This is a genomic window from Streptomyces luteireticuli, from assembly GCF_041519305.1.
In the GTDB taxonomy this organism is placed as follows: domain Bacteria; phylum Actinomycetota; class Actinomycetes; order Streptomycetales; family Streptomycetaceae; genus Streptomyces; species Streptomyces luteireticuli.
In genome coordinates, this window is the sequence record NZ_CP167927.1 from 2,250,624 (window position 1) to 2,275,272 (window position 24,649).

The 24,649-nt window shown below is 73.3% G+C and carries 22 protein-coding genes; 16 read left to right on the forward strand and 6 right to left on the reverse strand.

Translation table 11 applies throughout. The annotated features are described in order from the left end of the window. Positions 1 to 118 precede the first annotated feature (118 nt). Positions 119 to 1,000, forward strand: coding sequence for a DMT family transporter (locus tag AB8735_RS09365; RefSeq protein WP_372411803.1), 882 nt, complete (start codon positions 119 to 121; stop codon positions 998 to 1,000). A gap of 12 nt (positions 1,001 to 1,012) precedes the next feature. Beyond that, positions 1,013 to 1,546: an NUDIX domain-containing protein gene (locus AB8735_RS09370; protein ID WP_372406609.1), complete on the forward strand. Its 534-nt coding sequence runs from the start codon at positions 1,013 to 1,015 to the stop codon at positions 1,544 to 1,546. A 185-nt stretch (positions 1,547 to 1,731) separates the two neighbouring features. Here the strand turns inward: AB8735_RS09370 and AB8735_RS09375 are convergent, their stop codons facing one another. Continuing rightward, the gene (locus tag AB8735_RS09375; protein WP_372406611.1) at positions 1,732 to 2,652 is read right to left on the reverse strand and encodes an NADP-dependent oxidoreductase; all 921 of its coding nucleotides are present in this window, start codon (positions 2,650 to 2,652) and stop codon (positions 1,732 to 1,734) included. Positions 2,653 to 2,675: 23 nt separating this feature from the next. Then, on the reverse strand, positions 2,676 to 4,157 hold the full coding sequence (locus AB8735_RS09380) for an MFS transporter (protein WP_372406613.1): 1,482 nt from the start codon (positions 4,155 to 4,157) through the stop codon (positions 2,676 to 2,678). A gap of 131 nt (positions 4,158 to 4,288) precedes the next feature. Between AB8735_RS09380 and AB8735_RS09385 the strand changes: the two genes are divergently transcribed. Both AB8735_RS09385 and AB8735_RS09390 read left to right on the forward strand, forming a co-directional pair. After that, positions 4,289 to 4,723, forward strand: coding sequence for a MarR family transcriptional regulator (locus tag AB8735_RS09385; RefSeq protein ID WP_344023916.1), 435 nt, complete (start codon positions 4,289 to 4,291; stop codon positions 4,721 to 4,723). A gap of 63 nt (positions 4,724 to 4,786) precedes the next feature. Continuing rightward, positions 4,787 to 5,758, forward strand: a complete 972-nt coding sequence (locus tag AB8735_RS09390; protein ID WP_372406614.1) for an MBL fold metallo-hydrolase — start codon at positions 4,787 to 4,789, stop codon at positions 5,756 to 5,758. Positions 5,759 to 5,973: 215 nt separating this feature from the next. Here AB8735_RS09390 and AB8735_RS09395 read toward each other — a convergent pair whose 3' ends face one another. After that, positions 5,974 to 6,579 (reverse strand): TetR/AcrR family transcriptional regulator, encoded by a 606-nt coding sequence (locus AB8735_RS09395; protein WP_344023912.1) that lies wholly within the window; start codon positions 6,577 to 6,579, stop codon positions 5,974 to 5,976. 198 nt (positions 6,580 to 6,777) lie between these two features. Here AB8735_RS09395 and AB8735_RS09400 point away from each other — a divergent pair, with 198 nt between their 5' ends. Further along, on the forward strand, positions 6,778 to 8,070 hold the full coding sequence (locus tag AB8735_RS09400) for a serine-threonine protein kinase (protein ID WP_372406615.1): 1,293 nt from the start codon (positions 6,778 to 6,780) through the stop codon (positions 8,068 to 8,070). Positions 8,071 to 8,325: 255 nt separating this feature from the next. After that, positions 8,326 to 8,937, forward strand: a complete 612-nt coding sequence (locus AB8735_RS09405; protein WP_344023908.1) for a hypothetical protein — start codon at positions 8,326 to 8,328, stop codon at positions 8,935 to 8,937. A gap of 40 nt (positions 8,938 to 8,977) precedes the next feature. On the opposite strand, the gene AB8735_RS09410 is transcribed toward AB8735_RS09405, so the two are convergent. Next, positions 8,978 to 9,583, reverse strand: a complete 606-nt coding sequence (locus tag AB8735_RS09410) for a TetR/AcrR family transcriptional regulator (protein WP_344023906.1) — start codon at positions 9,581 to 9,583, stop codon at positions 8,978 to 8,980. A gap of 116 nt (positions 9,584 to 9,699) precedes the next feature. On the opposite strand from AB8735_RS09410, the gene AB8735_RS09415 reads away from it, so the two are divergent. The 3 genes from AB8735_RS09415 to AB8735_RS09425 all read left to right on the forward strand — a co-directional run bounded on the left by AB8735_RS09415 (position 9,700) and on the right by AB8735_RS09425 (position 12,521). After that, the gene (locus AB8735_RS09415; RefSeq protein ID WP_372406616.1) at positions 9,700 to 10,224 is read left to right on the forward strand and encodes a DUF2165 domain-containing protein; all 525 of its coding nucleotides are present in this window, start codon (positions 9,700 to 9,702) and stop codon (positions 10,222 to 10,224) included. A 148-nt stretch (positions 10,225 to 10,372) separates the two neighbouring features. Beyond that, on the forward strand, positions 10,373 to 11,722 hold the full coding sequence (hmgA, locus tag AB8735_RS09420) for a homogentisate 1,2-dioxygenase (RefSeq protein WP_372406617.1): 1,350 nt from the start codon (positions 10,373 to 10,375) through the stop codon (positions 11,720 to 11,722). A 49-nt stretch (positions 11,723 to 11,771) separates the two neighbouring features. Further along, positions 11,772 to 12,521 (forward strand): GntR family transcriptional regulator, encoded by a 750-nt coding sequence (locus AB8735_RS09425; protein WP_344023900.1) that lies wholly within the window; start codon positions 11,772 to 11,774, stop codon positions 12,519 to 12,521. A gap of 105 nt (positions 12,522 to 12,626) precedes the next feature. On the opposite strand, the gene AB8735_RS09430 is transcribed toward AB8735_RS09425, so the two are convergent. Then, a complete protein-coding gene (locus AB8735_RS09430; protein ID WP_372406618.1) occupies positions 12,627 to 12,890 on the reverse strand; it encodes a hypothetical protein in 264 nt (87 codons plus the stop codon). Positions 12,891 to 13,120: 230 nt separating this feature from the next. Here AB8735_RS09430 and AB8735_RS09435 point away from each other — a divergent pair, with 230 nt between their 5' ends. Next, the gene (locus AB8735_RS09435; RefSeq protein WP_372406619.1) at positions 13,121 to 14,914 is read left to right on the forward strand and encodes a serine/threonine-protein kinase; all 1,794 of its coding nucleotides are present in this window, start codon (positions 13,121 to 13,123) and stop codon (positions 14,912 to 14,914) included. Here the strand turns inward: AB8735_RS09435 and AB8735_RS09440 are convergent. Next, complete coding sequence (locus tag AB8735_RS09440) at positions 14,885 to 15,703, reverse strand: SGNH/GDSL hydrolase family protein (RefSeq protein WP_372406621.1); 819 nt, start codon at positions 15,701 to 15,703, stop codon at positions 14,885 to 14,887. The two genes, AB8735_RS09435 and AB8735_RS09440, sit on opposite strands and share 30 nt — an antisense overlap. A gap of 384 nt (positions 15,704 to 16,087) precedes the next feature. Here AB8735_RS09440 and AB8735_RS09445 point away from each other — a divergent pair, with 384 nt between their 5' ends. From AB8735_RS09445 to AB8735_RS09470, 6 genes are all read left to right on the forward strand, one after another. Next, complete coding sequence (locus AB8735_RS09445) at positions 16,088 to 16,636, forward strand: hypothetical protein (RefSeq protein WP_372406623.1); 549 nt, start codon at positions 16,088 to 16,090, stop codon at positions 16,634 to 16,636. Between the two features lies 1 nt (position 16,637). After that, positions 16,638 to 17,732: a GNAT family N-acetyltransferase gene (locus AB8735_RS09450; RefSeq protein ID WP_344023889.1), complete on the forward strand. Its 1,095-nt coding sequence runs from the start codon at positions 16,638 to 16,640 to the stop codon at positions 17,730 to 17,732. Positions 17,733 to 18,166: 434 nt separating this feature from the next. Further along, entirely contained in the window at positions 18,167 to 19,036 is an 870-nt protein-coding gene (locus tag AB8735_RS09455) for a glycosyltransferase family 2 protein (protein ID WP_344023887.1), read from the forward strand. Further along, on the forward strand, positions 19,033 to 20,142 hold the full coding sequence (locus tag AB8735_RS09460; RefSeq protein WP_372406624.1) for a glycosyltransferase family 2 protein: 1,110 nt from the start codon (positions 19,033 to 19,035) through the stop codon (positions 20,140 to 20,142). Before AB8735_RS09455 ends, AB8735_RS09460 begins: the two co-directional genes overlap by 4 nt. 29 nt (positions 20,143 to 20,171) lie before the next feature. After that, complete coding sequence (locus AB8735_RS09465) at positions 20,172 to 20,960, forward strand: polysaccharide deacetylase family protein (RefSeq protein ID WP_372411804.1); 789 nt, start codon at positions 20,172 to 20,174, stop codon at positions 20,958 to 20,960. After that, complete coding sequence (locus AB8735_RS09470) at positions 20,953 to 24,639, forward strand: lipopolysaccharide biosynthesis protein (RefSeq protein WP_372406625.1); 3,687 nt, start codon at positions 20,953 to 20,955, stop codon at positions 24,637 to 24,639. The genes AB8735_RS09465 and AB8735_RS09470 overlap by 8 nt, the downstream gene beginning before the upstream one ends. Positions 24,640 to 24,649 lie beyond the last annotated feature (10 nt).

Sequence of the window (24,649 nt, forward strand, 5' to 3'; positions counted from 1 at the left end):
GGGCAGGTCTGGATGAACGTCCGAAAGGGGGGTACTCGTTCCGCACAACGCCCATGAGGCGGCTATCGTTCTCGGGTCAAGTCCCCGACCTCCGGCCGGTCTTGAGGTGCGCGACGTTATGGTCTTCGCCTTCGCTCTGAGCGCGGCCCTCTGTCTGGGCTTCGGGTTCGTCCTCCAGCAGAACGCGGCGCAGCGGGCGCCCATGAGCGACTTCCTCTCCTTCCGGCTGCTGCTCGACCTGGTGCGGATGCCGCGCTGGCTGGCGGGACTGGGCCTGATGGTGTGCGGCATGGCACTGGGCGCGGTGGCGCTGGGCGGCGGCGAGATCTCGCTGGTGGAGCCGCTGCTCGCGACGAACCTGCTGTTCGCGATGGCCCTCTCCCGCTGGCAGACCAAGCAGCCGCTGGGCCTGTCGGGCTGGGGCGGGCTGTGGCTGCTGGCCGGCGGCGTGACCGCCTTCATCGTCGCGGGGCGCCCGCAGGGCGGGCACTCGGTGACCGACCCGCTGCGGCACTGGCTGATCGTCGGCCTGATGATCGGCGGCGCGCTGGTGCTGGCGGCGGTCTCCAAACGGCTGCGGATGAGCGCGGAGGCGGCGACGCTGGCCGTGGCGGCGGGGCTGCTGTACGGCGTCCAGGATGCCCTGACCCGGGTCAGCGGGGAGCGTTACACGCACGGCGGGCTGGCCACGCTGGTCGTCAGCTGGCAGCCGTACGCGGTGCTGGCGCTGGGCGTCACCGGGCTGGTGCTGGTGCAGAGCGCCTTCGAGACGGCGCCGCTGCGGATGTCCCTGCCCGCGCTGACCGCGGCCCAGCCGCTGGCGGGGATCGTCTGCGGGGTGGGATTCCTCGGCGACCGGCTGCGGACCTCGCCCGGTGCGCTGGCCTGGCAGGCGGCGGGGCTGGCGGCGATCGTGGTCGGGATCGTGCTGATCGGGCGGCATCCGGCGATGCCGTCCGGGATGACGGAGGCGCAGGTGCGGGATCTGCAGCCGCGGTGATGTGCTGGCCCCATGACCACTGATGCGCAGGGCCTTTCGGCCGAGGAGATCCTCGACGTCGTCGACGAGCACGACCGCGTGGTGGGGCAGGCGCCCCGGGGCGAGATCTACGCCCGGCGGCTGCCGCACCGCTGCACGTTCGTGCAGGTGCGGGACGCGGAGGGGCGGATCTTCGTCCACCGGCGGACGGCCCGGAAGCTGATCTTCCCGTCGCGGTACGACATGTTTGTGGGCGGGGTGCTCGGGGCGGGCGAGACGTACGACGCGGCGGCGCTGCGGGAGGCGGAGGAGGAGCTGGGGGTGCGGGGGCTTCCGGCGCCCGTGCCGTTGTTCCGGTTCCTCTTCGAGTCGGAGGAGTACGGGGCGTGGTGGTCGGGGGTGTACGAGGTGCGGTGTTCTCTGCCGGTGCGGCCGCAGGCAGAGGAAGTCGCGTGGTACGACTTCCTCTCCGAGGAGGAGCTGGAGGCACGGCTTCCGGGGTGGGAGTGGGTGCCGGACGGGTTGGAGGCGTGGCGGAGGTTGCGGGCTTGGCGCCGTGACGGGTGATTTTGCCCCTGGCCCGCCCTTTCACCGTTTCTCGCCGCGCTCCGCGCGGGGCAACGCGGCTGCGCCGCGTTCGTCCTCAAGCGCCGGACGGGCTGTTCAGCCCGTCCGGCGCTTGAGGACACCCACGCGGAGCGCAAAGAAACGGTGAAAGGGCGGGCCAGGGGCAAAATCACCCCGCCGTACCCCTACGGCACAAGCACCAACTTCCCCCGCGTATGCCCCTCCGCACTACGCCGCTGCGCATCCGCCGCCCGCTCCAGCGGGAACACCTCCGCCACCTCCACGCTCAGCCGCCCCCGCTCCGCCAGGTGGGTCAGCGCCGCCAGGTCGGCCGCGTCCGGGCGGACCCACAGGAGGCGGCCGCCCAGTTCCGTCACCGACGGGTCCGCGATCGAGACCAGGCGGGCGTCCGGCACCGTGATGTGCGAGGACGTCTGGATCACGCCGCCGCCGACCAGGTCGAGCACCACGCTCGCGCCCTCGGGGGCGAGGGCCCGGAAGCGGTCGACGAGCCCGTCCCCGTACACGAGGGGTTCGGCACCCAGCGCCCGCAGGTACGCGTGGTTGCGCTCGCTCGCCGTCCCGATCACCCGCGCACCGGCGTTGCGCGCGAGCTGCACCGCCATCGACCCGACCCCGCCCGCCGCGCCGTGCACGAGCACCGTGTCCCGGTGGGAGACCCGGGCCGCCCGGAGCGCCTGGTAGGCGGTGAGGCCGGCCAGCGGAAGGCCCGCGGCCTGCTCGAAGGTCAGATTGCCGGGCTTGCGGGCCAGCGTGCGCACGGGCGCGGCCACGAACTCGGCGTACGTCCCCCGGGAGAGGAAGTCCTCCCGGACGTAGCCGATGACCTCGTCGCCGACCGCGAACTCGGGCGTGTCCGCGCCGAGCCGCTCGACGGTCCCGGCGACGTCCCAGCCGGGGACGACCGGGAAGACCGGGGCGATCGCCCCGTCCAGATAGCCCGCCTGGGCCTTCCAGTCCACCGGGTTGACTGCCGCCGCCCGGACCCTGACCAGCACGGAGTCCGGACCGACCGGGGGCTCGGGGACCTCTCCGTACTCCAGGGCCTCGGGCCCGCCGTAGGCGCGGTAGCTGACAGCCTTCATAGTCGTGCTCCTCGGTCTCGTGTTCAGCGCGTTGCGCCTGCGGTTTCAGCGTCCGACGCCGGGGCGGAGCCCGCCACCGCAGCGGGGTGCGGGGCGTGCGTTCCGCGCAGTCCCCGCCAGGCGACCAGCGAGACCAGCAGGAACGCGGTGCCGGCGATCACAAAGGTCAGGGTGAACTGGCTCTCGGCGGGCAGCGCGGGCGCGCCCGGCGGCAGGTGCTCGACGGTCTTGGAGGCGAGCACGGTGGTGATCATCGCGCTGCCGATGGCACTGCCGGTGGAGCGGGAGATGGAGTTGATGCCGTTGGCGATGCCCGTCTGCTGCGGCGGCACGCTGGTGACGATCACTGCGGGCATGGCCGCGTAGCCGAAGCTGATGCCGGCGCCGACGAACATCCCGGCGGCGATCACGGAGAACGCGTGCTCGTGGTCGAGGGCGATCCAGACGAAGCCGGCGGTGCCGATCAGCGAGGCGAGCAGCAGCACCGGGCGCGGGCCGTGGTGGCGCACCAGCTTGCCGCCGACGGGCGCGGCCAGCAGCGAGACGATCGTGCTGGGCAGCAGGAACTCCACGGAGGCGCGCAGCACGGTCGCGTCGAAGCCGTAGCCCGCGACCTTCGACGGCATCTGCACCAGGTAGGAGACGCCGATGAAGAGGGCGAACGAGCCGAAGCCGACGAGCAGTCCGGCGAGGTTGGCGAAGAGCACCGGCCGGTGGACGAACATCCGCATGTCGACGAGCGGTTCGCGCACCCGGCGCTCGACCAGGACCCAGACGACGGCCATCAGCACGGCGCCGGCGAAGCAGCCGGTCGTCCGGGCGGAGGCCCAGCCCCACTCGTGGCCCTGGGTGATCGGCAGCAGGAGCAGCACCAGGGTCGCGGCCAGGCTCAGCGCGCCGAGGACGTCGGTGCGGCCGCCGGTGGTCTCGCGGGTGGCGGGGACGAGGGCGGCGACGGCCACCAGGGCGAGCGCGGCCAGGCCGGTGGCCAGCCAGAAGGCGCTGCGGTAGTCGGGGTCGTCGCCCGAGGTGAGCAGGCCGGTGGCGACCAGCGCCAGGCCGCTGCCGAAGGCGAGGGTGCCGCTGACCATGGCCATGGCGCCGGGCAGCCGGGCCGGGCGGATCTCCTCGCGGAGGACGGAGAGCGCCAGCGGGAAGATCGCGGTGGCGGCGCCCTGGAGCACCCGGCCGACGATCAGCCAGAGCAGGGAGTGGGTCACGGCGGCCAGGACGGATCCGGCGACCATGACGACGAGGACGGCGACGAGGGTCTTCTTCTTGCCGTGCTGGTCGCCGAAGCGGCCGAGCAGCGGGGTGAAGACGGCGGCGGAGAGCAGGGTCGCGGTGGTGACCCAGCTGACGTTCGCCGAGGAGGTCTCCAGGTCGTTCTGGATGAGGCCGAGGATCGGCACGACCAGGGTCTGCATCATCGAGACGACCATCGCCGCGAGGCTCAGGGCGAAGACGATCAGGGTCTCGTTTCTCGGCGGGGCCGAGGAGCTCATGGGGGGTTCCTTCGATTGCTTCACGACATTGATGCTTGAAGTCATCAAGCAACCGGGCAAACCTAGACCCGATACTTGAGGTAGTCAAGCTAATGATTGAGAGCCTCAACCGCCTGCGTAGACTGGGCCGCATGACCGCCCCGACCTCCCCGACCAAGGCCCAGCTCCTGGAGCTGGTGGCGGCCCTCGGCACCGCCCAGTGGCAGGACTTCTCCGCCTCGGCGGCCCGGCACGGCCTCACCGGCGTCCAGGCCAAGCTGCTCGCCCACCTCAAGGGCCCGATGCCGATGCGCGGCCTCGCCACGATGCTGGTGTGCGACGCCTCCAACGTCACCGGCATCGTGGACCGGCTGGAGGCCCGGGGCCTAGTGCGCCGCGAGCCCGACCCGTCCGACCGCCGGGTGAAGAACGTGGTCGCCACGGACGAGGGGCACGAGACCATCCGCCGGGTCAGGGCCGAGATGCAGGCCACGCACACCGCCCTGGACGCGCTCGACGCGGAGGAGCGGACCGCGCTCTACGGGCTGCTGGAGCGGCTGCGGGACGGGCTGCGCCCGGGCGCCTGAGCCGCCGGGCGCCCCGCCCTCCCCCGTATTCTGACGACTCGTCCGAATCGAGGAGAGGCGCAGATGGCGAGCAGCACCCGTACGTCCCCGACCGCAGAGGCCGCGTCCGACGCGCCCGGCGCGTCCGGTCCCTCGGCGGTCCCCGAGCCCTACACCGTGCCGCTCGCACCCGGGGTGAACGCCTACGTCCAGCCGGACGGCGGCTGGTGCCTGAACAACGCCGGGTTCGTCACCGACGGGGACCGCACCCTGCTGATCGACACCGCGCCGACCGTGCGGCGCGCGGAGCTGCTGCGCGACGCGGTCGCGGCGAGCGGGGCGCCGGTGCCGTCCCTCGTCGTCAACACGCACCACCACGGTGACCACACATACGGCAACGGCGTCTTCGCCGCCGACGGTGCGACCATCATCGGCCACGCCGGCTGCCGCGAGCAGACACTGGCCGTCGGCCACCAACTCCACGCGATCTGGCCGTGGGTGGAGTACGGGGACGTGCACATCACCCCCGCGACACTCACCTACACCGACTCCCTCACGCTGCACATCGGCGACACCGAGGTACGGCTCTTCCACCCCGGGCCCGCGCACACGGTGGGCGACACGGTGGTGTGGCTGCCGGAGCAGCGCATCGTCTTCACCGGGGACCTGATCTTCAACGGGGGCACCCCGTTCATCCCGTTCGGCTCCCTGGACGGGTCGCTGCGGGCGCTGGAGCTGCTGCGGGAGCTGGACGCGGAGGTGGTGGTGCCGGGGCACGGGCAGGTCACGGACCCCGGGGTCTTCGACACGGTCGAGCGCTACCTGCGCTTCGTGGAGGGACTGGCGGCGGCCGGGCGCGCGGCGGGGCGCTCCCCGCTGGAGGTGGCGCGGGAGGCGGACCTCGGCGGGTTCGCGGAACTGAAGGAGAGCGAGCGGCTGGTGGGGAATCTGCATCGGGCGTATGCGGATGCGGAGGGTGTGCCGCTGGATCTGCCGGCGGTGCTGCGGGACATGGCGGAGATGAACGGGGGCAGGCCGCTGGCCTGCCACGCGTAGGTGTTTTGCCCCCGGCCCGCCCTTTCACCGTTTCTTTGCGCTCCGCGCGGGTGTCCTCAAGCGCCGGACGGGCTGGTTTCCGCGCCCGGGCGCGAAATTCAGCCCGTCCGGCGTTTGAGGACGAACGCGGCGCAGCCGCGTTGCCCCGCGCGGCAGCGCGCAAGAAACGGTGAAATGGGGGTGCCCCCTCTGGGGGAGGGACCGGGGCAAACCCCCTACGGCCGCAACGCCCGCAGCAGCAAATCCGCCAGATGATCCGCCACTTGACGCGACGTCAAAGCCCCCTCCGGCCGGTACCAACTACTCAAGTGGTGCAACGAACCGAAGTGGTAGTCCACCACCAGATCCGCCGGAGTCGCCCCGCTGAACACCCCTTCCCGCTGCCCCTCCTCGATCAGCGCGCGGAACCGTTCGTGATAGCGCCGCCGTTCGGCCCGCACCTGGCGGTACTTCTCCGGTCCGAGCTGGTGCATGGACCGGAAGAAGATCTTCGTGTCGTCGAGGTTGTCGATCGTCGTCACCGCGACGTCCACCGCCGCGGCGCGCAGCCGTTCCTCCACCGGCGCGGAGGACGCCGCGACCGCGTCGAGCCGTTCCTGCTGCACCCGCAGCACCCGCGCGTAGATCTCATGCAACAGGTCGTCCTTCGACCCGAAGTAGTGGTAGAGCGCCCCCTTCGTGACCCCGGCCGCCTCGACGATCTCCTGGACGGAGGTCCGGTCGTACCCCTGGTCCGCGAAGAGCCGGGTCGCCGCGGCCAGCAACCGCTGCGGCACCGGCCGGTCGCCGGGACAGGGCCTCGCTCTCCTCGTCGGCTCCACTGAAGCCCACCCCTCCTCAACTGCGGTGCCGCGCAGGGCACGCGGCCTCCCCCGGGGGATCTTGCCACCCGGGCGTCCGGACCGGCCCGGCGGTATCCGCACGCCTGCCCGTCGCACGGAATCCCACCCCGCGGTCCCCTGGACAGACCCTCTTGACAGCAGGACCATGCGCTGCACACCGGAGGGGTAGGGGACGCCATGGCGGGCATGAGTGTGCGGCCGTACTGGGAACTGACCTTCGACAAGAACGGGCGCGCCGACCGGCGCGAACTGGACGCCCTGCTCCGGGGCGCCGCCGACGAACACCTCACCGACCTCGTCGTCTTCGCACACGGCTGGAACAACACCCGCTCGACGGCGACCGGCCTCTACAACGCCTTCTTCGCCACCTTCCCGCCCCAACAGGGCCTCGGATACTGCGGGATCATCTGGCCGTCCATGCGGTTCACGGACGAGGACGTGCCCGACTGGCTCCCGCTGGCGCCCGAGCCGGACCGCCCTGGGCTGCCGCCCGGCACCCGGGAGGCCCTGGCGCTCGCCTTCCCCGGCCGGGACGCCGTCCTCGGCCGGCTCGCGGAACTGGCCGAACGGCAGCCGGCGGACCGGGCCCGGCTGGAGGAGTTCACCGGCCTGGTGCGCACCCTGGTCAGCCCCCGCCCCCGGGAGGCCGACCGCACGGGGGCGGAGGACGGGGCCTGGGTCCGGGACACCGACTCGGAGCCCACGGTCCCGGTGATGTTCACCCAGAGCGCCGTGGAGGTCTGCGACGCGTTCGCCACCGCGCTGGAGTCCCTGGCCCCGCCGGCCCCCGGCCTGTTCGGCGGCGTGCTCAAGCGGGTGTGGCGCGGCGCGCTGGAGCTGCTGCGCCAGGGCACGTACTGGGAGATGAAGCGCCGGGCCGGCGTCGTGGGCCGCGCGGGCCTGGGCCCGGCCCTGGGCGAACTGGCCGCCGGAACAAGCAACTTGAGGGTGCACCTCGCGGGGCACAGCTTCGGCGCCCGGCTGGTCTCCTTCGCGCCCGGCGGACTCCCCGACGGCGTCCGCGTCCAGTCGCTCACCCTGCTCCAAGGCGCCTTCTCGCACTACGCGTTCACCCCCGGCCTCCCGTTCGCCCCCGGCCGCTCCGGCGTGCTGCACGACGCGCCGGGGCGAGTGGCCGGCACCGTGGCCTGCTGCTGGTCCCGGCACGACATGGCCCTCGGCACGCTCTACCCGCTCGCCTCCCGGCTGTCGGGGGACTCGGAATCCCTGCTGGGGCTGGACGAGTCCCGCTGGGGCGCCATGGGCCACGACGGCATGCGGGCCGTTCCCGACTGCACCGCGCTCACCCTGGCCGACGCCCTGGCGGGCGCCCTCCCGGCGTCCGGCTGCGCGAACGTCGACGCGAGCGAGGTCGTCCGGCGCGGCGGTCCGCCCGCGGGCGCCCACAGCGACATCTGCCACGCGGAGCTCGCACGTGTCGTACTGATGGCCGGACGGGGCATGCGTTAGGGGGTGTCTGACGGATCAGTGCGGGCCCTGCGGCGTCTGGTGCGGTGCATCGCAAGGCGGAGCATCACCCGCGTACCGGGCGTACTCGGGTGATGCGACAACGCGGCGAGGTGCCGTGCCAGGCGTCGCAGGGCCTGTGCTGATCCGTCAGACACCCCCTAGCCCCGGAGGGATCCGATTCGCCCCGCGATACGTCCCTTCCGTGTTTGGCCGTCGTTTCGTCGTCCGAGTCCGCACCGCCGGAGGTGGGATGCAGTGGCAGGTTTCAGAGCTCTCGCACGAGAGGCACGCAATCCGGGAAACACCATCGCTCTGCGACGGACGTCCCTGCGCAAGTGCCTCGAACGCTTCGCCCCGTACGGACACCGGGCCACCTGGCACCATCTGTGCGCCCAGGCCGGCTTCGCCCCCGACGACCGCTCCCCCGACCCGGCACGGCTGGTCCGGGCCCTGGCGGAGCTGGAGGAGGCCCGCGAGGTCTGGCTCGCCTACGAGGCCGAGTTCGCCGGCCGGCGCCGGCGGGAGAAGCACGACGGGATCCGCCAGCCCGGCGCGGTGGACGAGTGGCACCGCAACACCTGGGGCGGCTGTGACATCGTGCCCTGTGCGACTCCCTCCCTCGCGCCGCGGGCCCGGCTCGCGGACGTGCTGCGCCGGGTGATCACGGCCATGGAGTCGGCGCCCGGGGACCACTGCCCCGTCTGCGCCCAGGACCGCATCGAATGGCACACCGACCTGGAGCGCTACCCGCTGGAAGGACCGGTCTGCGCCGATTGCGGCATCGTCGTGCCGGTCGCCGTCCTGACCCCGGCCGCGCTGTCCGCGGCCCGGCGGTACGCGTTCGAGCCGCGCTACGCGGCGGTGTGAGAGGGCGGTCCCGCGGCGGCCGCGCGCCGCGGGACCGCCATCAGCTGCGGTGCCCCACCATCCGCAGCGCCAGCCCCGCGTACAGGTCGCCGACCTCCTCCGGGCCGCGCTTGCCGTCCTCGCGGAACCAGCGGGCGACGTCCACGCACAGCGAGAGCAGCGCGAGGCAGGTGCCCGGCACGTCGGGGACGTCGAACTCGCCCGCGGCGACGCCGTCCTCGACGATGGCGCGCACCGCCGCGTCCGTCTCCCGCCGCATGCCGACGATCTCCGCGTGGTGCTCCTCGGCCAGCGCCCCCAGTTCGTACTGCACGACGCGGGCGGTGGTGTGGTGCTCCGCGTGCCAGCGCACGAAGGCGCGCACCGCGTCGGCGAGGCGCTCGGCCGCGCTGCCGCCGCCGTCGCGGGACCGGGCGAGGATGTCGAGGGCGAGCCGGTGGCCCACGCCGCTGATGCGGTAGAGGAGTTCTTCCTTGGTGCGGTAGTGGATGTAGAGGGCGGCGGGGCTCATCCCGGCCCGGCCGGCGATGTCCCGTGTGGTGGTGGCGTGATAGCCGCGCTCGGCGAACGCCTGGACGGCGGCCGTCAGCAGCCTCCGGGCCGCGTCGGGGGTGACGTCCGCCCACTCCTCGGCATCCGCGTCCATCCGTGCCCTCCCCTTCCGGCCCCGGCGGGCCCCGTCGGCAGGACGCACACCTTACCCGCTGTCTGAGCAAGCGCTTAGGGGGTGTCCGCGCCGCCGCACGCGGGCATGCTCGCCCCATGGTCAGGGGACGGATGCGGGAGCTGGGCGGGCTGCCCGTGGCGGCGACGGCGCTGACGGCCACGGTGGCGGTGTACATCCTGCTGGTCGTCTTCGGCAACGTGACGGACTTCGACACCAACCGGGACTTCGTCCGCCATGTCCTCGCGATGGACACGACGTTCAAGGACGACGGCCTGATGTGGCGGGCCGTGACCTCCCGGCCCCTCCAGGACACGGCCTACGTCCTCATCATCGCCTGGGAGGCGGCGACGGCCGCCGTCCTGCTCATGGCGACGGCGCGCTGGGTGCGCGCGCTGCGCCACGGCGGGTACGAACGGGCGCGCAGGACCGCCACTTTGGGGCTGGTGATGTTCCTGTTGCTGTTCGGGCTGGGGTTTATCGCCATCGGGGGCGAGTGGTTCGCGATGTGGCAGTCCGCGCGGTGGAACGGACTGGCCGCCGCCGAGCGGAACTTCGTGGTGGCCGGGCTGGTGCTGGTGGTGATCCATCTGCCGGGCCGGTGGTCCGCCGACCGCCTCTGAGAGCCGCCCCCGCCGCCGCCCCGGCCCGCCCTCCCGCGCACACCCGCACCAGGGGCGTCGCCCGGCCATCCGCGCCTGATCCATTGACGCGCCCCGCATCCGAATCCTACGGTCGTCCATAGGATTCCTCCGGCAGTGGGAGCACACGATGACCGGCACGGACAACGAACAGGCGCGGAAGATCGCGGAGGGGCTGGCCTACCAGCCCGGCTTCGGCAACGAACACAGCAGCGAGGCCGTCCCCGGGGCCCTGCCGCAGGGGCGCAACTCGCCCCAGCGCGCGCCCCTCGGGCTCTACGCGGAGCAGCTGAGCGGCAGCGCCTTCACCGAACCGCGGAGCGCCAACCGCCGGTCGTGGCTCTATCGCATCCGGCCGTCGGCCGCCCACCCGCCGTTCTCCCGCATCGACAACGGCGGACTGAGCGGCGCGCCCTTCACCGGGACCGTGCCCGACCCCAACCGGCTGCGCTGGAACCCGCTCCCCGAGCCCCCCGAGGGCACCGACTTCCTGGCCGGGCTGTGGACGCTGGGCGGCAACGGCGACGCCACCCGACGCACCGGCATGGCGATCCACCTCTACGCCGCCAACTCCTCCATGACCGACCGGGTGTTCAGCGACGCGGACGGCGAGCTGCTGATCGTGCCCGAGCGCGGCGGGCTGCTGCTGCGCACCGAGTTCGGCCTGCTGCGCGCCGAGCCGGGGCATGTGGCGCTGATCCCGCGCGGGGTCCGCTTCCGCGTCGAGCTCCTCACGGAATCCACTGGCGGGCAGAGCCCGACATCCGCCCGCGGCTACGTCTGCGAGAACTACGGCCGGCCGTTCACCCTGCCCGACCTCGGCCCCATCGGCGCCAACGGCCTTGCCAACGCACGGGACTTCCTCGCGCCGGTGGCCGCGTACGAGGACGTCGACGGCCCGGTGCGGGTGGTCAACAAGTTCTGCGGCAACCTGTGGGCCGCGACCTACGACCACTCGCCGCTGGACGTCGTCGCCTGGCACGGCAACCACGTCCCGTACGTCTACGACCTGCGCCGCTTCAACGTCATCGGGACGATCAGCTACGACCACCCGGACCCGTCGATCTTCACGGTGCTCACCTCGCCGTCCGACACCCCGGGGCTGGCCGGCGTGGACTTCGTGGTCTTCGCCCCGCGCTGGCTGGTGGGCGAGGACACCTTCCGGCCGCCGTACTTCCACCGCAACGTGATGAGCGAGTACATGGGCCTGATCGAGGGCGCCTACGACGCCAAGGCGGAGGGCTTCGTGCCGGGCGGCGGCTCGCTGCACAACATGATGTCCGCGCACGGGCCGGACCGGGCGACGTTCGACAAGGCCAGCGCCGCGGAGCTGAAACCGCAGAAGATCGACGACGGGCTGGCGTTCATGTTCGAGACCCGCTGGCCGGTGACCCTGACCGAGCGGGCCGCGGGCGCCGGACACCTCCAGACGGGCTACGACGACGTGTGGCAGGGTCTGGAACGGCACTACCGCCCCTGACACACCCGCCCGTACGGCCCGTACCGCCGCCCGCAGAGCCGGAGTTCCCGTGACCGTCTTCGCCCCCGACTCCCTCGCGCTCAACCGCAAGCTGCCGCTGTGGTATCAGGTGTCACAGTCGTTGCGCGCCTCCATACTCGGGCGCCGTCCCGAGGACCCGCTGCGGCTGCCCACCGAGGACGCGCTCGCCGCGCACTACGGAGTGAGCGTGCTGACGATGCGGCAGGCGCTCAAGGAGCTGGAGACGGAGGGGCTCATCAGCCGGCACCGGCGGCGCGGGACGTTCATCGAGCCGAGCGCCCGCCGGGGCTCCCCCGTGCGGCTGCTGGGCTCGGTGGACACGATCGTCGCCCAGCAGTCCGGGGAGCGCACCACGGTGCTGGGGCACGGCCCGGCGCCCGTCCCCGGCGATCTGGCCGAGCACTTCCCCGGGCTGTCCGAGGCCGTCGCCTTCCGTCGGCTGCGCCGGGACGGCGAGACGGACGAGCCGGTGAACTGGGCGGAGAATCTGGTGCACCCCGAACTGGCGGGCCGGATCGACCTGGACGACCTGGCGCGCTGGCCGATGACCAAGGTGCTGCGCGATGCGCTCGGGGTCCGCATCAGCCGCATCACGGACACCGTGGAGGCGCGGCTCGCGGACCCGGAGACCGCCGGGCTGCTCCGGGTGCCGCTGCTCAGCCCGATCCTGCACTACACGGGGGTCACCTACGACGAGGGCGGCCGCGTCGTGGACGTCGCGCGGATCCACTACCGCGGTGACCGCTTCTCCTTCACCGTCACCGTGGATGCGCACTGACGCGGCCGGCGCGGGCGGGAGGCCGTGGGACGGGTCGGGCGGCCGGCCGGCGGCGCGGGAACGGGCCGGGGAGCGGGGGTGCCTGGCGCGGGAACCGACGGAGCGTCAGGGGCGGCTGCCGAACAGCGAACGGCGCAGCCGTCGCAGAGGGGCGAACAGGGACACCCGCGCCGTCCGGCTCGGTCCGGCCGCCGGCGCGTGCTCACGCGCCGTCAGTTCCCGCATCAGCAGGGCCGCGCCCTCGACCTCGCGCTGGGGCAGGGCGGGACCACCCAGCACCGCGAGATGGCGGTCGAGGCGTGCGCTGGACGCACCGCTCCCACAATTGATGGCAGGCACACGCGGCCTGCTGCGCATTATCTGGTCCATGAGACTCCCCACCCGTACGAGGCACCCGGCCAAGGCAGGGTAACCCTATCGCCCCATCGCGTCACCCGCGCATCCGCGAACGGATTCACCACCCCGTCAAGGGGGTTGACGCCCCTGGCGTGAACCTGACGCGTTCCGGTCTCCCCAAGGGCTTCCGGAACGCTCCCGACCGGGCGGAAATCACCCTCTGTTGCGGTACATTCACCCCCAATTGCTCTCCCGGGGGAGGGATGCGCGATGACCAGGGGTGCGCGATGACCGGGGACTCCGGGGATTCCGGCGGGCGCCTGCTCGCGGGCCGTTACCGGCTGGAGGACGAGCTGGGGCGCGGCGGGATGGGCGTCGTGCGGCGGGCCCGGGACGAGGTCCTGGGCCGCGCGGTGGCCGTCAAGGAGGTCCGGGCGCCCGCCGGACTCCCGGCCGACGAGGTGCGCCGGCTGTACGAGCGGCTGGAGCGCGAGGGGCGCGCCGCGGCCCGGATCGCCCACCGCAACGTCGTGACCGTGTACGACGTGGTCCTCGAGGGCGGACGGCCGTGGATCGTCATGGAGCTGGTGCCCGGTCTGTCGCTCGCGGAGGTCCTGGACGCCGAGGGGCCGATGGCACCGGCGCGGGCCGCGCGGATCGGCGCGGAGGTACTCGCCGCGCTCCGGGCGGCGCACGCCGTGGGCGTGCTGCACCGGGATGTGAAACCGGCCAACATTCTGCTCGGCAACGACGGGCGTGTCGTCCTCGGCGACTTCGGCATCGCGCTGATCGCGGGGGACTCCGCGCTCACGGTCACCGGGCAGCTGATGGGCTCGCCCGAATTCCTGGCCCCGGAACGGGCGCTGGGGCACCCGCCCGGCCCCGCCTCCGACCTCTGGTCGCTCGGGGTCACGCTGTACGCGGCGGTGGAGGGCCACTCCCCGTTCCGCCGGGACACCCCGCTGACCACCGTACGGGCCGCCGTGGACGAGGAGTTGCCGCCGCCCCTGCGGGCGGGCCCGCTCGCCCCGGTGCTGGAGGGGCTGCTGCGCAAGGACCCGGAGCGGCGGCTGCCCGCCGGGGAGGCGGAGCGGCTGCTGCGCACCGTCGCCGCCGGCGGGACGCCGCGCGCGGCACCGTCCGGGGCGTCCGCCCCGACCGTCGTCGTGCCGCCGCCCGGGCCGCCCGGACCGGACGGACCGGGTGGCCCCCACGGGCCCGGGGATCCGACCGGTCCGTACGGCTCGTACAGCGCCGGCAACCCGGCAGGCCCGTACGGGCCCGGCGATGCGGCCGGTTCGTACGGCCCGGGCGGGCGGGCGGCGCCCGTCGGCCCCGGCAGTCCCGGCGGCCACGCCCCGGACGCGGCAGCCCATGCGCGGCGGGCGCGCCGGACGCGGAACGGCCTGATAGCCGCCCTCGTCGTGGCCGCGCTCGTGGTGGGCGGCCTGGTGTGGGCCCTGGTGGGCCGGGACGGCGGGGGGAGCGGGAGCGGGGGCGGAGGACAGGGCGGCAGCGCCGGTCCGGCCCCGGGCGCGCCCGCCCCGTCGTCGTCCTCCGCCCCCGCTCCGTCCCGCTCCCCCTCCCCGTCCCGCTCCCCCTCCCCCTCCTCTCCTTCTTCTTCCTCCTCTTCTCCCTCTTCTTCCTCCTCCTCTTCTTCCGCCTCTCCCGGTGCCCCCGGCTCCGTGGTCGGGGTCGCCGTCACCGCCGACCGCGACCGCTACTCCGGCCCCTGCCCGGCCCCCGAGCAGCGCGCGCCCGCCTTCCACGCGCTGCTCACCGTGGACCGCGTCCCGGCACGGGTGGTCTACCGGTGGATCACCGGCAGCGGGCGGGTGGCGGACGGCGGTTGGCACACGGCCGTGCTCGACGGTTCGACGACGGTGAGCGTGCCGCACGCCGAGACCGCCCACCGGGCCGGGGACCCGGAGCGGGACTGGATCGCCGTCGAGGTCTCCTCGCCGCGCAAGGTGACGTCGGCGCATGTACCGTTCACGGTCGTCTGCCGGCCGGAGTCGTCGTCCGCGTCACCGAGCGGTGGCCCGACGGGCCGCTGAGGTGAGCACCGGCAGATAGCCGCCGGACTGGCCGCCGGCGGTGGGGTGGTACGACTCGTCGACGGGGAACGCCACGCTGCGCAGCCAGGGGCTGCCGGAGCACAGTTCGTGGCCCTTGAAGGTGGTGTTGACGTCGCCGTAGGCGAAGCCATGGCCCTTCGCCCGGCCGGCGATGACGGAGTCGAGCAGGTCGGCGGCCTTGTTGATGGCCGTCCGCTTGGTCTCGCTCAGGCCCGCGCAGTCGGTGGCGGCCGGCTTGTAGAAGCGGGGGTAGCCGAGGACCACGACGCGTGCGTGGGGGGCCTTGGAGTCGATGGCGTCGTAGACCGCGTCGAGTTTTGCGGGGAGTTGGCCGCGGATGAAGGCGCTCGCCTTGTCGATCCGGTCGAGACAGGTGCGGTCGTCGTTGAACACGCAGGTGGTCATGGTGTCGGAGAAACCGGCGTCGTTGCCGCCGATGCTGACGCTCACCAGGCCCGTCGACGCGGTGAGCGGGGCGAGCTGTTTGCCGAGGACGTCACCGGTGCGCGCGCCCGAGCAGGCGGTGAAGGCGAACGACGCGGGGGCGTGCGCGGCGGCCCAGAGGGCCGGGTACGCCTTGGAGCTGCGCTTGCAGTCGCCGCCCTGGTATGAACCGGCGCCCACGCCCGAGGAGTAGGAGTCGCCCAGTGCCACGTAGGCCGGCCCGGCCGGTCTGGGCGCCGAGTGCGCCGTACCGGTTCCGGCGAGGGCGATGAGGAGGGTGAGGGCCACGGCCGATGCGGCACCCGTGGTGCGGTGCGAGTTCATGGAGCCTCCCTAGCAGGGTTCTCTGCCACCTCCGTGGTAGCAACGACCCGGAGTTGTTGGAAGTGTCCATGTCAAAAGTCATGTCGTTCCCTTGCCCTGATGGCCATTTGGTGAAGTCCGGCCCCGCCCCGCCTTCACGCCCGCGTCAACACCGGCACTCGAACGGGGGTGTCGCGGCTCGCCCATGCGGCGGCCGGAACCCTTTGTACGGCGGTGAACTGACGGTATGACAGGTTCGCCTGATGTTCATCCGACGGAAAGCTTCCGGTTGTGCCCGAAGGCATCGGCCAAAGGCCGTTCGCACGCCCTTCACATCTTGACGGCCTTCGCCCATTGCGCGACATTGAAGCCCGGCATCCGGCGCTTCGGGGGGCTAAGTCGCCAATGCAGAGCTTCAGCGATCCCGTCGGACTCGACGGCAGCAATCCGGGTGGCAGCAGGCCGGGCACCAGCGGGCCGGGCGGCCACGATCCGGGCGAATTCGGAATCGACACCATCGACGATCACCTGGCGGCCGACGACCCGTCGGGCGGCACCGGTCCGCCCGGCCGCCCGGGGAGAAGGCCACCGGCCGCGGACTCGCTCCCGGTGGTCGCGGGAGCGGCGGTCGCGATGGCGGGGGTGGGGGCGGCGCTGGCGCTCGCGGACATCGGCTCGCCGCTGCGGGCCCCGTTCACCCTCTTCTTCCTGCTCACCGCGCCCGCCTGCGGGATCGCGGCCGCGCTGCGCGGGCTCGACCCGCTGAGCCGGGCCGTGGTCGCGGGCGGCGGGGCGCTGGCGGTCGACCTGCTGACCGCCCAGACCATGCTCGCGCTGCACAGCTGGTCGGTGCGCGGCGGCGTCGTCGCCGTCGGGGCCGTCAGCCTGCTGTTCTTCCTGCTCGCCCATGGGTGGCGCCACCGGGGCCGCTCCGCAAGAAGCCGGACGTCCTGAGGTGGACATCAGCGTTCGCCGCCCCGGAGAGCTGACCGCCGCGGACCGGGCGGCGTGGTCGGCCATGCAGGCCCGGGCGGTGGAGAGCGGCTCACCGCAGCTCGCGAATCCTTTCCTCGCACCGGAGTTCACGCTCGCGGTGGGGCGCTGCCGCCGCGGGACCCGGATAGCCGTGGTACGGGAGGAGGGCGCGCCCGCGGCCTTCTTCCCCTACCAGCGCACCCCCCTGGGGGTGGGCCGGGCGGTCGGGCTGGGCGTCTCGGACGCCCAGGGCCTGGTGCACCGGCCCGGCTTCCAGTGGGACGCCAGGGAGCTGCTGCACGCGTGCGGGCTCTCGCTGTGGGAGTTCGACCACCTCGTGGAGGGCCAGAAGCCCTTCGAGGTGGGCGCCTCCGGCTCGTTCGCCTCTCCCGTGATCGACGTGGAGCAGGGCTTCGACTCCTATCTGGCGGCGCTGCGCAAGCAGTCGCCGAAGTTCACCCGCACCACGCTCGCCAAGGAGCGCCGGCTCGGCCGCGACGTCGGCGACGTGCGGTATGTGCACGACGAGCGCGATCCGGCGGTGCTGGGCCGGCTGATCGCCTGGAAGTCGGCGCAGTACCGAAGAACAGGGCGCAGCGACCGTTTCGCCCGCCCCTGGATATCCCACCTCGTCGAGCAGCTGTTCCACACCCGGGCCGCGGCGTTCGGCGGTCTGCTGTCCGTGCTCTACGCGGGCGGGCGGCCGGTGGCGGCGCACTTCGGGCTGCGGTCGCCGACGGTGCTGGCGTGCTGGTTCCCGGCGTACGACCCGGAGTTCGCGAAGTACTCCCCCGGCCTGGTGCTGCATGTGCGCATGGCGGAGGGGGCGGCCGCGGCGGGGCTGGCGTACCTGGACCTCGGGCGGGGCGGGAAGGCGTACAAGGACTCCCTGAAGACACGTGAACTCAGCGTGTCCGAAGGCTGGGTGACGCGTCGTCATCCCGTCGCGCTGGGGCATCTGGCGCGGCGTGCGCCGGTGCGCGCGCTGCGCAACGCCGTGCTCGCACGCCCCCAGTACTTCGAACCCGCCGACCGGCTCCTCAAACAGGTGGGCAGGCTCCGACGGGGCACGTGAGAGGGGTGTGCACGCGGGCGGCCGGGGCGCTTCGCAACGGCCCGCTCCGGCGTGTGCGTTCGCACAGCGGACAGCGCTTCAGGAACAAAGGACACCAAAGGAGGAGGGTCCGCCTCACCTCTTGCCATACAGTCTCAAGCTTCAATACCGTCGTACATCTACCCGCATCGGTCCATCAGTTCCTGCGGCTCCGGGGAGGGGCTCCAGTCGCCGCGCGATGGATCCGGGGCGGGGCGCGGCAGGGGGTGCCGCGCCCGGCCGGCGCAGCCGGTCCGGGTCGCGTGCCGCGCGGCCTGTGCTACTCGCCAACTCGCCCTGTGGGCACGGCGGTTCCGCCGCCGTACGGACAGGACGAGACCCCCTTTTCGAACCGGACACATCACGGGACCGCTCGGGGGCGGGCGGTCCACCGGACGAGAGGGAAACAGAGACTCATGAGCTCGTTCCTGCGCCCGGCGGCCGGTCAGGCTTCTGACCAGGCCCCGGGATCCGAAGGCCGGGGCGATTCCGGCCAGCCTCTCGAACCACCCGCCCAATACCGGCCGGTGACCGCGCAGTTCGCCATAGCGCCACCGGTCAGCGTGGTCATCCCGGCGATGAACGAGGCGGAGAACCTGCCGTACGTCTTCAAGACCCTGCCCTCCTGGATCCACGAAGTGGTCCTGGTGGACGGCAACTCCACCGACGACACGGTCGAGGTGGCCCGGGAGCTGTGGCCCTCGGTCAAGGTCGTCGAGCAGCGGGGCAAGGGCAAGGGCGACGCCCTGATCACCGGGTTCGCCGCCTGCTCCGGCGAGATCATCGTCATGGTGGACGCCGACGGCTCCGCCGACGGCAACGAGATCGTCAGCTATGTGTCCGCCCTCGTCGGCGGTGCGGACTTCGCCAAGGGCTCCCGCTTCGCCAACGGCGGCGGCACGGACGACATGACGCCCGTCCGCAAGCTGGGCAACCGCGTCCTGTGCTCGCTCGTCAACCAGAAGTTCGGGGCCCGCTACACCGATCTGTGCTACGGATACAACGCCTTCTGGAAGCGCGTCCTGGACGACATCGCCCTGGACTGCGCCGGCTTCGAGGTGGAGACCCTGATGAACATCAGAGTCGTCAAGGCCGGCCTGAAGGTGCAGGAGATCCCCAGCCACGAGTTCGTGCGCATCCACGGGACCAGCAATCTGCGCGCCGTGCGCGACGGGCTGCGGGTCCTCAAGGTGATCCTGCACGAGCGCGGCTCCCGGCGCCGCAAGCGGCCCGGGCGCCCGGCCCTGGCGATCGCCCCGGCCGCGAGCCGCGGGGAAGTCTCTTGAACACTGCGGAAACGGAGCGGGCCACCACCCCGGACGTCTCGGTGGTGATCTGCGTCTACACCGAGGACCGCTGGGGCGACATCCTCGCCGCGGTGGCCTCGGTGGCCGCGCAGTCCCACCCCGCGCTGGAGACGCTGGTGGTGGTGGACCACAACCCGGCGCTGCTGCGCCGGCTCGCCGAGCACTACGGGCACGACGGCGGGGGTACCGACGGCGGCGTCCGGGTGCTGGCCAACGCCGGTCCGCGCGGCCTGTCCGCCGGGCGCAACACCGGCGTCGCCGCCTCCTCGGGGGAGGTGATCGCCTTCCTCGACGACGACGCCGTGGCCGAGCGCGACTGGCTGCGGCACTTCGCGGCGTGCTACGCCGACCCCCGGGTGATGGCCGTGGGCGGCCGGACGGAGCCGGTGTGGGCCTCGCGGAGCCGGCCGGACTGGTTCCCCGAGGAGTTCGACTGGGTGGTGGGCTGCACCTACCGCGGTCTGCCGCCCGGCCGGGTGCAGGTGCGCAACGTCCTCGGCGGGAACGCCTCGTTCCGCAGATCGGGGCTGCTCGCCGTCGGGGGGTTCGCCAGCGGCATCGGGCGCGACGGGCACCGGCTGCCGCTGGGCTGCGAGGAGACCGAGCTGTGCATCCGGCTGCGCCGGGCCGTGCCCGGCGCGGTGCTGCTCATCGACGACCGCTCCGTGATCCACCACCGGGTGCCGCCCGAGCGGGAGCGCTTCGGCTACTTCCGCACGCGGGCGTACGCCGAGGGCCTGTCGAAGGCCCTGGTGGCGCACAGCGTGGGCACGCGCGACGGGCTGGCCAGCGAGCGCCGCTACACCACCCGCGTCCTCCCCGCCGGGGTGGCGCGCGGGCTGCGCGACGCGCTGCTCGGCCGCCCCGGCGGCGCGGCCCGGGCCGGGGCGATCGTGGCCGGTCTGGCCGTGACGACCGGCGGCTACGCGGTCGGCCTGGCCCGCGCGCGGCGCGGGGCCGGCCGGTTCGCGGTGGCGGCCGTACCGGACGCCGCGCCGGGCCCGCCGGGCGTCGCCGCCGACGGCACGAACACCGGCGGTACGAACACCGACGGCACAGGCTCCGGCGAGGAGGCGGTCGCGTGACGGCCGCCACCGGCCCGGTGCCGATCCTGATGTACCACTCCGTCGCGCACGCGCCCTCCCGCGCCGCCCATGGACTCTCCGTCCGGCCGGACGCGTTCGCCGGGCAGATGGCGGTGCTGGACGCGGCCGGTTTCGTCCCGCTGACCACCCGGGAGCTGGCCGCCGCCTGGCGCGACGGCCGGCCGCTGCCGCCGAAACCGGTGCTGATCACCTTCGACGACGGCTACGAGGGCGTGCACCGGCACGCCCTCCCCGTGCTGGCCGCCCGGGGCTTCCCGTCGACCATCTTCGTCTCCACCGGCTGGCTCCGCGGGGAGCACGAGACCGGCGGCGCCCCGGACCTCATGCTCACCTGGGACCAGCTGCGCGACCTCACCGAGGCCGGCGCCGAGGCCGGCGGGCACAGCCACACACATCCGCAACTCGACCAACTCGCCGACGACGCGCTGGCGTTCGAGATCGAACGGTGCCGGGACGTCCTCACCGGGGAGCTCGGCCGGCCGCCGGTCTCCTTCGCCTACCCCTACGGCTACTCCAGCCGCCGGGTGCGGCGGGCGGTGCGGGAGGCCGGCTTCGGGATCTCGCTCGCGGTGGGCAACGGCCTGGCGGCGCGCGCCCAGGGCCCGTACGCCCTGCGGCGGGTGACCGTGCGCCGCACCACGTCGTTGACCGACTTCGAGCGGATGGTGCACGGCCGGGCGGTCGGCCGGCTGTTCGCGGCGGACCGGGCCCTCACCAAGGGGTACGCGGTCGTCCGCCGGGGCAGGCAGCTGGCGAGAACGGCAAGCTTCAGAAAGGCCCGAGAGACGCGTGGCTGACACGTCCACACAGGACACCTCCGAACCGGGGCTGTCCGCACGGACCGAGGAGCGGACGGTGGAACCGGCGGCCCGCAGGCTCCGGCTGCCGGGGCGGGGCAAGGGCGGCGGGGGCGACGGGAGCCCGCTGTTCCGCAACGCCTTCGCGCTGATGCTCAACACCGGCATCAGCGCGGTCCTCGGAGTGGGTTTCTGGCTCGTCGCCGCCCGCTACTACAGCGAGGAGTCGGTGGGCCGGGGCTCGGCGGCCATAGCCGCCATGAAGCTGCTCGCCGGGCTCACCGCGGTCACCCTCACCGGGGCGCTGGCCCGCTTCATCCCGCTCGCCGGCCGGACCACCGGCCGGCTGGTGCTGCGCACCTATGCGGGCAGTTCGGTGATCGTCGCCGCCGCGGCGGGCGTCTTCCTGCTCAGCCTGGGCTGGTGGGGCCCGTCCTACCAGGTGCTGGGCGGACTCTCCCACGGCCTCGGCTTCACCGCCGCGGTGATCGCCTGGTCGGTGCTCACCCTCCAGGACGGGGTGCTGACCGGGCTCCGCAGCGCGGTGTGGGTGCCGGTGGGCAACACCGTCTTCTCCGCCGTGAAACTGGCCCTGCTGATCGCCCTGGCGGCGGTGCTGCCGGCGTCCGGGGTGTTCGTCTCCTGGGTGGTGTCGATCGGCGCGTCCGTCCTGCCGCTGGGCTGGCTGGTGTTCCGGAAGCTGGTGCCCGCGCACGTCCGGGCCACGGAGCGGACCGCGCGCCCGGCCGGCGCCCGGGAGATCGGCCGCTTCCTGGCCGGCGACTACACCGGCTCCCTCTTCTCCCTGGCCGTGGTCTATCTGGTGCCGGTGCTGGTGGCCGCCCAGATCAGCTCCTCCGAGAACGCGTACTTCTACATCGCGTCCACCATCGGCGGCACGGTCAACCTGCTCGCGATCAACATGGGCGCCTCGCTGACCGTCGAGGGCTCGCACGACCCGGAGCGGCTGGCGGAGAACTGCCGGGCCGCGCTGCGCCGGATGGCCAAGATCATGGTGCCGGTGTGCGGGGGCCTGTTCCTCCTCGCGCCGTACATCCTCGCGGTCTTCGGGCCCGGCTACACCGAGGCGACGCCGCTGCTGCGGTGGTTCGCCGTCGGGGCGGCGCTGCGCGTGGTGATGGAGACGTACTTCGCGGTGCTGCGGGCGCAGAGCCGGACGGCCGGACTCGCCTATCTCCAGGGGCTGTTGTGCCTGCTGGTGCTGGGGCTGACCCTGCTGCTCCTGCCGCGCATGGGGCTCACGGGTGCGGGGGTGGCGGAGATCTCCAGCCTCACCGTGATCGCCTCGATCGCCGCCGTGAAGCTCCGGGGCGTCCTGCGGGCGGCGTCCGCCCCTCCCGCGGGCGCCGCCGACGCAACGGCGCCCGACGGCGACCTGGCGGACCTGCCGGCCCACGGCGAACGGCGCGAGGGGCGGGAGGCCGCACAGCGGGAGGCCGTGCAGCGTGAGGCCCCGCAGCCCACGCCCGGATACGGCACGCGCTGGGCGCTGCGCGCCGCGCTCGACGCGGACACACTGCCGCTGGGCGTACGGTTGGACTTCGACCACCTGGAGCGGCGGCCGGACGTCCGGCCCTCGCCGGACACCCTGGTGCTGCGCGCGGAGACCCCGGCGGCGGCACCGGTGGAGGACGCGGCACCTGTCCGCCGCCCGCCCGCCTGGTGGCGTCCCGAGACCGCGATCGCGCTGCTCCTCCTGTCCGGACTGGCCCTCTACTGGGCGCCGTTGAAGGCCCTCGGCGAGGTCAACCTGGACGGGATGGGCGGGCTCGGCCTGGTCTCCGTCCTGCCCACCGCGACCCTGGTGGGCACCGCCGTGCTGGTCGCGGCGTTCGCCGCCGCGCTCGTCCCCGCCCGGCCGCGCACCTGGCTGCTGGCCGCCGTGCTGCTGGCGACGGTGGTCTCCCTGCACGCGCTGCCCGCCGTGCTGGAGGACCGCCCGCGCTTCGCCACGGCCTGGCAGCACCTGGGCTTCCTCGACTACATCGACCGGACCGGCACCGCGGCGCCCGACCTGGACGCCCGCTGGAGCTGGCCCGGCTTCTTCGCGCTCGCCGCGCTCGCGGCGCGGGCGTGCGGCGCGCAGGACCTCACCGAGCTCCTGCGCTGGTGGCCGCTGGCCGTCCAACTGGCCTGCCTGGCCCCGCTGGCCCTGCTGCTGCGCGCGGTCCGCGCCGGGTGGCGGGCCAAGTGGACGGCGCTGTGGTTCTTCGCCCTCTGCGGCTGGGTCGGCCAGGACTACTTCTCCCCCCAGGCCCTCAACTACCTCTTCTACCTCCTCTTCGTGGCCGTGCTGCTGGTCTGGTTCCGCTGGCCCGGCCAGCTGTCGGGGAAGCGCGTACCGGGCGAACGCCGCGTCGAACCCGCCGACCGCGCCCGGCTGACGGCCCTCCTCGCCCTGCTGATCGCCCTCTTCGCCGCCTCCGTCGCCTCCCACCAGCTGACCCCGTTCGTCATGCTGGGCGTCCTCACCGTCCTCGTCCTGGCACGCCGCTCGACGCTGCGCGGACTCCCGCTCCTGTGCGGGGTGATGCTGGCGGTCTGGATCGGCTTCCTGGCCGAGCCGTACTGGTCCGGTCACTTCAACGAGCTGTTCGGCGGCCTGGGTTCGCTCGGCGGCAACGTCTCCTCCTCCGTCTCCGGGCGCATCGAGGGCGGCAACCCCGTCCACAAGTTCGTCCTCTACGTCCGCGTCGCACTCGCCGGCGGGGTGCTCGCCTTCGCCGCCCTGGGCTGGTGGCGCCGCCGCCGCGCGGGCGTCTCGGACGTCTCCCTGACGGTCCTGACCTGCGTCCCCTTCCTCGCCTTCGGTATGCAGTCGTACGGCGGCGAAGTCGCCCTGCGCGTCTTCCTGTTCGCCGTCCCCGGAGCCTGCGTCCTCGCCGCCCTGGCCCTCTTCCCCGGCGCGGCACGCCGCGCCCGCTCCCTCGCCGGCCCCCTGGCCGCCCTGGCCGCCGGGCTGTTGCTGATCTTCGGCTTCCTCGTGGCCCGCTGGGGCAACGAGGACTTCGAGCGGGTGCGGGCGGGGGAGGTCGCGGCGATGGACTACGTCTACGCCCACGACCGTCCGACGGTACGCCTGTTGTGGATGAGCAGCGACCCGGTGAACAACGTCACGCCCGCGCTGCCCTGGGGTGCCCGCGACATGGAGCGGGTCCTGTACGAGCCGACGCTCGCCCCCCGGAACCCGGGCCCGTCCGGCGTCCCCGACCTCGTCAAGGCCCTGCGCAAGGCCGGCCCGAACTCGTACCTCGTCGTCAACCGGGGCCAGTCCGCCAACCTGGAACTCAGCGCGGGCTACGCGACGGACTGGGACGGCCGCATGCGCTCCTCGCTGAACGCGAGCCCGGAGCTGCGGCGGGTGCTGGTGAACGACGACGCGGTGCTGTACGAGCTGCGCTCGAAGCCCTCGGGCACCGCCCCGGCCCCCCGCCCGGGCCCGCCCGGCCCCCGGGTGACCTGGAACCCGGTCTCGGTGGTCGGCGGCCTGGCGGCCGTGCTGCTGCTGGCCCTGCTGACGGTGCGGGAGCTGACGCGGGTGGGGATGCGGACGGGGGTGCGCCAACTGCGCTGGATGCAGGGGTCATTCTGGTTCTCAATGCCGCTGCTGGCGGTGCTCGGAGCGGTGCTGGTGTGGAGGCTGGCGACGATGTCCTAGCCCCTCGGGG